Here is a 7224-nt window from a genome sequence, read left to right on the forward strand (position 1 = left end):
AAGGAGCGTGCCCATGACCGTGGATCCGATCGCCGAGACCGTCGCGACCCTGATGCCCCGCGCCAAGACGGAGCTGGCGGAGCTCGTGCGGTTCCAGTCGGTGGCGGACCCGGCCGTGGCCCCCCGAAGCGAGTGCGAGGCGGCCGCGAACTGGGTGGCCGGCGCGCTGCGCGGGGAGGGCTTCCAGGACGTGGCGCTGCTCGACACCCCCGACGGCTCCCAGTCGGTGTACGGCCTGCTGCCGGGCCCGGAAGGTGCGCCGACGGTGCTCCTGTACGCGCACTACGACGTGCAGCCGACGCTGGACGAGGCCGCGTGGGTGTCCCCGCCGTTCGAGCTGACGGAGCGGGGCGGCCGCTGGTACGGCCGCGGCGCCGCCGACTGCAAGGGCGGCTTCATCATGCATCTGCTGGCCCTGCGCGCTCTCAAGGCCGGCGGCGGGATACCGGTTTCGGTCAAGGTGATCGTCGAGGGCTCGGAGGAGCAGGGCACGGGCGGTCTCGAGCGGTACGCGGAGGCCCATCCGGAGCTGCTGCGCGCGGATGCGATCGTGATCGGCGACACGGGCAACTTCCGCGTCGGGCTGCCGACCGTGACCGCGACCCTGCGCGGGATGACGATGGTCCGCGTCCGGATCGACACCCTTGAGGGCAATCTGCACTCGGGCCAGTTCGGTGGTGCCGCGCCGGACGCTCTGGCGGCCCTGATCCGGGTGCTGGACTCGCTGCGTGCGGCGGACGGCTCGACCGTCATCGACGGCCTCGGTGCCGAGGCCTCCTGGGACGGCCTCCAGTACCCGGTGGAAGACTTCCGCAAGGACGCGAAGGTCCTGGACGGTGTCGGCCTGCTCGGCTCCGGTACGGTGGCCGACCGTCTGTGGGCCCGCCCGGCCGTCACCGTGATCGGCATCGACTGCTCGCCGGTGGCCGGTGCCACCCCGTCGGTGCCCGCGAGCGCCCGCGCGCAGATCAGCCTGCGGGTGCCGCCCGGTCATGACGCGTCCGAGGCGACGAAGCTGCTGTTCACCCACCTCGAGAAGCACACGCCGTGGAACGCCCGGGTGAGCCTCGAGCAGGTGGGTCAGGGCCAGCCGTTCCGCGCGGACGTGAACAGCCCGGCGTACACCTCCATGGCCGATGCGATGCGGATCGCGTATCCGGGCGAGGAGATGCAGTCGGCGGGGATGGGCGGCTCGATCCCGCTGTGCAACACCCTTGCCGCGCTCTACCCGGAAGCGGAGATTCTGCTGATCGGCCTGAGCGAGCCGGAAGCGCAGATCCACGCGGTGAACGAGAGTGTGTCGCCGCAGGAGCTGGAGCGGCTGTCGGTGGCCGAGGCGCATTTCCTGGTGAACTACGCGCGCTCGAAGCAGGCGTAGCGAACGCGTGCCGCGGCGGCCGGTCAGCCGGCGCCGGGTGACGGCTGACCGGGTGCCTGTGGCGGCCGCTACCCGATGGGGATCCCGGCCTCCAGGGTGAGCACCTTCCCCCGCTCGCGGGCACGCAGGGCCCAGCGCAGCCGTTCGTAGCGGTGCGGGGGGAGCAGCGACGCGGCCTCCTCCTCGGACACGAACCGCCAGGCCCTCAGCTCGTCGCCGGGCAGCAGGATCTCCGCGGCGGTCCCGGCATCGAGCCGGCCGCCGTCGAAGAGCATCCGCACACCGCCGTAGCCGGGCGGCCGTGGCGGTTCCCAGTCGATGACGAGCAGCCGGGGCACGGTGTCGAGGTGTACGCCGATCTCCTCGGCCACCTCCCGCATCCCCGCACGGGCCGGGGACTCCCCCGGCTCCACCACTCCGCCGGGGAACTCCCAGGCGGGCTTGTAGGTGGGGTCGACGAGAAGCACCCGGTCCTCATGGTCGAAGAGAAGCACCCCGGCCGCCACGGTCTCCGCGGTCGGCTCCGGCGTCTGCACGATCTCGCGGGCCCCGGCAGCGCCGGTGCGTACGGCTTCGGCGATGGCCTCAGCGGTCTCACGGGGTGTCAGACACGAGGTGTCGATGACATGGGCGTCGGCTCTGAGCCAGCCCCGGAGCGCCTGCTGGTACGGCTCGATGTGGTCGTAGGCCCATTGCCGTACGCGCTCTTCGGCGTCGGGGATGTCCGGCTCCTCGCGTGCGGCGATACGGGCTCGCAGGATCGTTTCCTCCGGGGCCAGCAGGACATGGCACACCGGTATGCGACGGGCGGCGAGACCGCCGAAGATCTCGTCCCGGTACTCCTGGCGCAGCAGCGTCATGGGCGCCACCAGAACACCCCCGCCGACCTCGCTCAGCAGCGCGGACGCCGCGTCCACCACCAACCGCCGCCAGATCGGCAGGTCCTGGTAGTCGGTCACCTCGTCCAGGCGTTTGCGCGGCAGGAGATACCGCAGTGCCCCACCGATCACCTCGGGGTCGTACAACGTGCTGTTCGGGATCAGATCGATCAGCTCGCGAGCAGCAGTGGTCTTGCCCGCGCTGAACGTACCGTTGATCCAGACGATCACGCTTGCCCCCTCTTTCCGTAGCCCCCAGTGGACTCTCCGCTACACCCTGCCATGGAACGGGGCCGTACGGGCCAGGGCGTCCGGTCGGCAGCGGTCCGGAACCGGCCGCCCCGGGCTGTGCCGCCCCCGGACTCAGCCCTTGGGCCGGTCCGGTCCGGCCGCGGTGGCCGCGGCCGCCGCGCCGAGGAGGCCCGCGTCCCTCCCGGTGCGGGCCGGGGCCACCACGATGCCCTGGACGAAGGAGAGCGTGGCGTAGTCGTGGAGCGCCCTGCGCAGCGGGATGAAGAGCACGTCACCGGCGCCCGCAACTCCCCCGCCGATGACGGCGATACGGATCTCCACGAGCGCCGCGACCGCGGCGATGGCGGCGGCCAGCGCCTGGGCGGCACGTTCGAAGGACGCGACGGCGACCGGGTCACCCGCCGCCGCGGCGGCGGCGACCGATGCCGCCGATGTGTCGCCGTCACGGCCCGGCCGCCAGCCCTTGTCGAGCGCGCGGCGCGCGATGCTGGGACCGCTCGCGATCCGCTCCACACAACCGCGGCCACCGCAGGGGCACTTCTCGCCGTCGAGGTCCACGCTGATGTGGCCGATGTGGCCCGCGTTGCCGGTCGGTCCCGGATGCGGTCGGCCACCGAGCACCAGGCCACCGCCGACACCTGTGGAGACCACCATGCACAGGGCGTCGTCATACCCGCGTGCGGCTCCGAGCCAGTGCTCGGCCGCCGTCATGGCGACACCGTCGCCGACCAGTTCTACCGGGAGGCCGCCCGATGCGGTACGCACCCGGTCCACGAGCGGAAACCCTCGCCAGGCCGGCACGTTGACGGGGCTGACCGTGCCCGCGGACGCGTCCACCGGCCCGGCGCTCCCGATGCCGACGGCTTTGGTGTGCGGCCACAGCGGTGAGGCCACGAGCTCCCCGAGCACCTCGTCGACCGCGCACATCACCGTCTCGGCGTCCTCGCGCGCCGGCGTCGGCCGCTGGGCGCGCAGCAGGATCCTGCCGGCGGTGTCCACCAGCGCGCCGGCGATCTTGGTACCGCCGATGTCGAGCGCGGCGACGAGGTCGTTATGCATCAGTGAGCGATCTCCCAGCGACTGGCCGCGGGGCGGATCCGGACCCGCGGCTTCGATCATCCAGTCTCCACTGCGCTGACAACGTTGTCCAGGGCCTATGCTCGACGCCACAGCCTCGCACAGCACCACGGCTTCGGGGCGCGCAGCACACAGGGCTCCCCCTCCGGCCCGCACCGGGCGTATCGCCTCCGACAGACGCACCAGCCAGACGCACCCGCACACGCAGACACGACGAGAAGGACAGCGCACTGTGGCCGAGTTCGCCCGCCGACCCGAGACCAACCGCTACGGCACCCGGCCCACGATGAAGGACGTGGCCGCGCGTGCCGGGGTCGGACTCAAGACGGTCTCACGGGTGGTGAACGGCGAGGCGGGCGTCACGCCGGACACCGAACGCAAGGTGCAGGAGGCGATCGAAGCCCTGGGCTTCCGGCGCAACGACAGCGCACGCGTGCTGCGCAAGGGCCGCACCTCGTCGGTCGGGCTCGTCCTGGAGGACCTCGCCGACCCCTTCTACGGTCCGCTCAGCCGGGCGGTCGAGGAGGTCGCCCGTGCCCACGGCGCACTGCTCATCAACGGCTCCAGCGCCGAGGACCCGGACCGCGAGCAGGAGTTGGTGCTCGCGCTGTGCGCCCGCCGCGTGGACGGACTCATCGTCATCCCGGCCGGAGACGACCACCGTTATCTGGAACCGGAGATCAAGGCCGGCATCGCCACGGTGTTCGTGGACCGGCCCGCGGGGCGGATCGACGCGGATGCGGTGCTGTCCGACAGCTTCGGCGGCTCCCGTGCCGGCGTCGCGCATCTCATCGCACACGGACACCGCAGGATCGGGTTCATCGGCGACCAGCCCCGCATCCACACGGCGCAGGAGCGGCTGCGGGGCTACCACAGCGCGATGGAGGACGCCGGCCTGCCGGTGGACGAACGCTGGGTCTCGCTCGGCTCGACCGAGCCCGAGCGGGTCACGGCCGCGGTGGAGCAGATGCTCTCCGGGCCGGAGCCGGTCACCGCGCTGTTCGCGGGCAACAACCGGGTGACCGTGACGGCCGTGCGGGTGCTCGCGGGGCGCGAGGCCCCGGCCGGGCCCGTCGCGCTGGTCGGGTTCGACGACATCGAGCTCGCCGATCTGCTGGGAATCACCGTCATCGCCCAGGACGCGGCGGCCCTCGGCCGCACGGCGGCGGAGCGGCTGTTCCGCCGCCTGGACGGGGCGGCCGAGGAGCCGTCCCGCGTGAAGCTGACCACCAGGCTGCTGGCCCGTGGCTCTGGTGAGCTGCCGCCTCCGCCCGGAGTGCGCTGAGGATCGCGGCCGGCGCCGCCGACAAGGGCAGCACCCGCTCACGGCAAGGTGAGTTCACCTGCGTCCGGCCGGACACCCCGCATGCCGGCACCGGGTCGCCGCGACCGGGCACACCGGCGCCAAGCGGTCGGCGCACACGGTGGCGAACACGCAGAGTTGCACCAAGTTGCGCTGTGTCCACCACTCAAGACAATGGTTGGGGCGGCATTTCCGCCCGAGGCGGAGGGAGAGGGATCGTGAAGCCTTCGATAGCTGTCTCTCAGGATTCGGACCGCATCCGTGTCGTGAGACTGCTCCATGTCCGTGAGGGCATGGAGGACGGTTTCGTCAGAGCGTACAAACAGGTACGCAGAAAGGCCGCAGCCAGTCCTGGCCATCTCAGTGAGCAACTGTGCCGCTCGGCTGAGAATCCCGCCCAGTGGCTGCTCACCAGCGAGTGGGAGAACATGGACGCCATCAAGCGGTGGCGCACGAGCTCCGAGCACGAGGTGCTCGTCCAGCCGATGAACGCGTGTCTCCTCGAGGAACGCACCACCACGGTGTTCAACGTCGTGGAATGACCGTCCGCTCCACCGGCCGGTGGGGCGCGTGGCGGGCCCGTCTCCGTGCGCAGGGTCGCACCGTGTGACGGGCCCGCCCTCTGGCACTCCAGGCCCTTCGCTCACCGGATCCGAGGCGCCCCGCGTCGGCCGGCAGCACCGTGGAGCCCCTCGTGAAAGCGCCCCGAGCCGCGGCCGTGGACGGCCGAGCCGCCGAACGGCGATCCGCACTCCGGCGGCGGGGCGTCGGACGCGGGGCAGGCCGTCAGCCGGCGGACACTCAGCCGGCCGCGACCGTGAGCCCGCCGCGACGGGGACGGGCGTAGGCCTCGATGCCGGAGCGGGACAGGCCGGTGAGCCCGGTGACCTCCGCCTCGTCGAGCGCTCCGCACTCCAGCCCGCGCAGCAGATAGCCGCCGAGCGCCTTGGCGGTGGCGGGCTCGTCCATGATGTCGCCCTCTGTCCTCGCCGCGTAGGCGGCGAGGCGGGCCGCCGCCGCGGCCATGCCCTCTCGGTAGAAGGCGAAGACCGCGGCATAGCGGGTGGGGAGATGGGCCGGGTGCATGTCCCAGCCCTGGTAGTACGCGCGGGCCAGGGCGCGGCGCGTGAGGCCGTAATGGAGCCTCCAGGCCTCGTGGACATGCTCCGTGGAGCCGACGGGCAGCACGTTCGTGGAGCCGTCGGACACCCGCACGCCCGTGCCGGCGGCTGCGACCTGCATGATCGCCTTGGCGTGGTCCGCGACCGGATGGTCGCTCGCCTGGTACGCGGCGCTGACACCGAGGCAGGCGCTGTAGTCGAAGGTGCCGTAGTGCAGGCCGGTGGCCCTGCCTTCGGCGGCGTCGATCATCCGTGCGACGGTGGCCGTGCCGTCGGCGGCCAGAATGGCCTGGCTGGTCTCGATCTGGATCTCGAAGCCGATCCGTCCGGATTCCAGCCGGTGCGCCTTCTCGAAGGCCTCCAGGAGGCGGACGAACGCCGCGACCTGCTCGGGGTAGGTGACCTTGGGGAGTGTGAGCATCAGCCCGTCGGGCAGTCCCCCCTGCTCCATCAGGCCGCTGAGAAAGATGTCCGTGGTGCGGATGCCCCGGTCGCGGACCGCCGCCTCCATGCACTTCATACGGATACCCGTGTACGGCGCCGTGGTGTCGGGATCGGCCTCGGCGAGCAGCCGGGCGGCGCGGGCCGCGTCCGTGTCCTCGTCGATGCCCCGGTAGCCGTCCTCGAAGTCCACCCGGAGGTCCTCGATGGGCTCGCGCTCCAGCTTGGCCCTCACCCGGGCGTACACGGGCTCCGCGAGCTCGCCGGAGAGGCCCAGCACGAGCGCGAGGGCCTCCGCGTCGGGGGCGTGCTCGTCCAGTGCGGCGAGTGCCTGGTCGCCCCAGGACCGCACGGTGCCCGCGGAGAACACCTCGCCCGGTACGTAGACGGTGTGGACGGGCTGACGGATGCCGGGGTCTCCGGGGTAGCGGCGGGCGAGCTCGGAGTCGACCGGCGCGAGGGAGGCGCCGATGGCCTCACCGATCCCGCCTGCCAGGCTGGTGGTCACCTTCTCCTGCTGCCCCATCGCCGCACACCCTCCAATTTTCCGTTCACCGGAACCAGCTATCCGCATGGTGAAGCTAGTCGGCACGACTGAGCTGCGTCAATGGTCCACTGGAACGGCACGGGGCCGCGCGGTGGAGTGCACCGCGCGGCCCCGGGACGGATGCCACCTGACGATCAGCCCTTGCGGGTGTTGATGTCCTCGGTGAGCTGGGGGACGACGTTGAAGAGGTCGCCGACGACGCCGTAGTCGACGAGGTCGAAGATCGG

The 7224-nt window shown here is 71.9% G+C and carries 6 protein-coding genes; 3 read left to right on the forward strand and 3 right to left on the reverse strand.

Annotated features, from left to right (window positions below; translation table 11 throughout):
- The first annotated feature begins 13 nt into the window (after positions 1-13).
- A complete protein-coding gene (locus ACFV6V_RS29055; RefSeq protein WP_385570761.1) occupies positions 14-1378 on the forward strand; it encodes a dipeptidase in 1365 nt (454 codons plus the stop codon).
- A gap of 68 nt (positions 1379-1446) precedes the next feature.
- Here ACFV6V_RS29055 and ACFV6V_RS29060 read toward each other — a convergent pair whose 3' ends face one another.
- Both ACFV6V_RS29060 and ACFV6V_RS29065 read right to left on the reverse strand, forming a co-directional pair.
- A complete protein-coding gene (locus tag ACFV6V_RS29060) occupies positions 1447-2487 on the reverse strand; it encodes an NUDIX domain-containing protein (RefSeq protein WP_385570763.1) in 1041 nt (346 codons plus the stop codon).
- Between the two features lie 132 nt (positions 2488-2619).
- The gene (locus tag ACFV6V_RS29065) at positions 2620-3567 is read right to left on the reverse strand and encodes an ROK family protein (RefSeq protein ID WP_385570765.1); all 948 of its coding nucleotides are present in this window, start codon (positions 3565-3567) and stop codon (positions 2620-2622) included.
- Positions 3568-3817: 250 nt separating this feature from the next.
- On the opposite strand from ACFV6V_RS29065, the gene ACFV6V_RS29070 reads away from it, so the two are divergent.
- Both ACFV6V_RS29070 and ACFV6V_RS29075 read left to right on the forward strand, forming a co-directional pair.
- Positions 3818-4870 carry a LacI family DNA-binding transcriptional regulator gene (locus ACFV6V_RS29070; protein WP_385570767.1) on the forward strand — a complete coding sequence of 351 codons (1053 nt, stop codon included), beginning with the start codon at positions 3818-3820 and terminating at the stop codon, positions 4868-4870.
- A gap of 284 nt (positions 4871-5154) precedes the next feature.
- Positions 5155-5430, forward strand: a complete 276-nt coding sequence (locus ACFV6V_RS29075) for an antibiotic biosynthesis monooxygenase family protein (RefSeq protein ID WP_361289422.1) — start codon at positions 5155-5157, stop codon at positions 5428-5430.
- 259 nt (positions 5431-5689) lie between these two features.
- On the opposite strand, the gene ACFV6V_RS29080 is transcribed toward ACFV6V_RS29075, so the two are convergent.
- On the reverse strand, positions 5690-6976 hold the full coding sequence (locus ACFV6V_RS29080; protein ID WP_385570769.1) for a DUF6986 family protein: 1287 nt from the start codon (positions 6974-6976) through the stop codon (positions 5690-5692).
- Positions 6977-7224: the final 248 nt, after the last annotated feature.

This window comes from Streptomyces sp. NPDC059828 (assembly GCF_042731955.1).
GTDB lineage: Bacteria > Actinomycetota > Actinomycetes > Streptomycetales > Streptomycetaceae > Streptomyces.

Coding starts and splice junctions, on each gene's coding strand:
- ACFV6V_RS29055 (WP_385570761.1), top strand. CDS start 14: ATGACCGTGGATCCGATCGCCGAGACCGTCGCGACCCTGATGCCCCGC.
- ACFV6V_RS29065 (WP_385570765.1), bottom strand. CDS start 3,567: ATGCATAACGACCTCGTCGCCGCGCTCGACATCGGCGGTACCAAGATC.
- ACFV6V_RS29080 (WP_385570769.1), bottom strand. CDS start 6,976: ATGGGGCAGCAGGAGAAGGTGACCACCAGCCTGGCAGGCGGGATCGGT.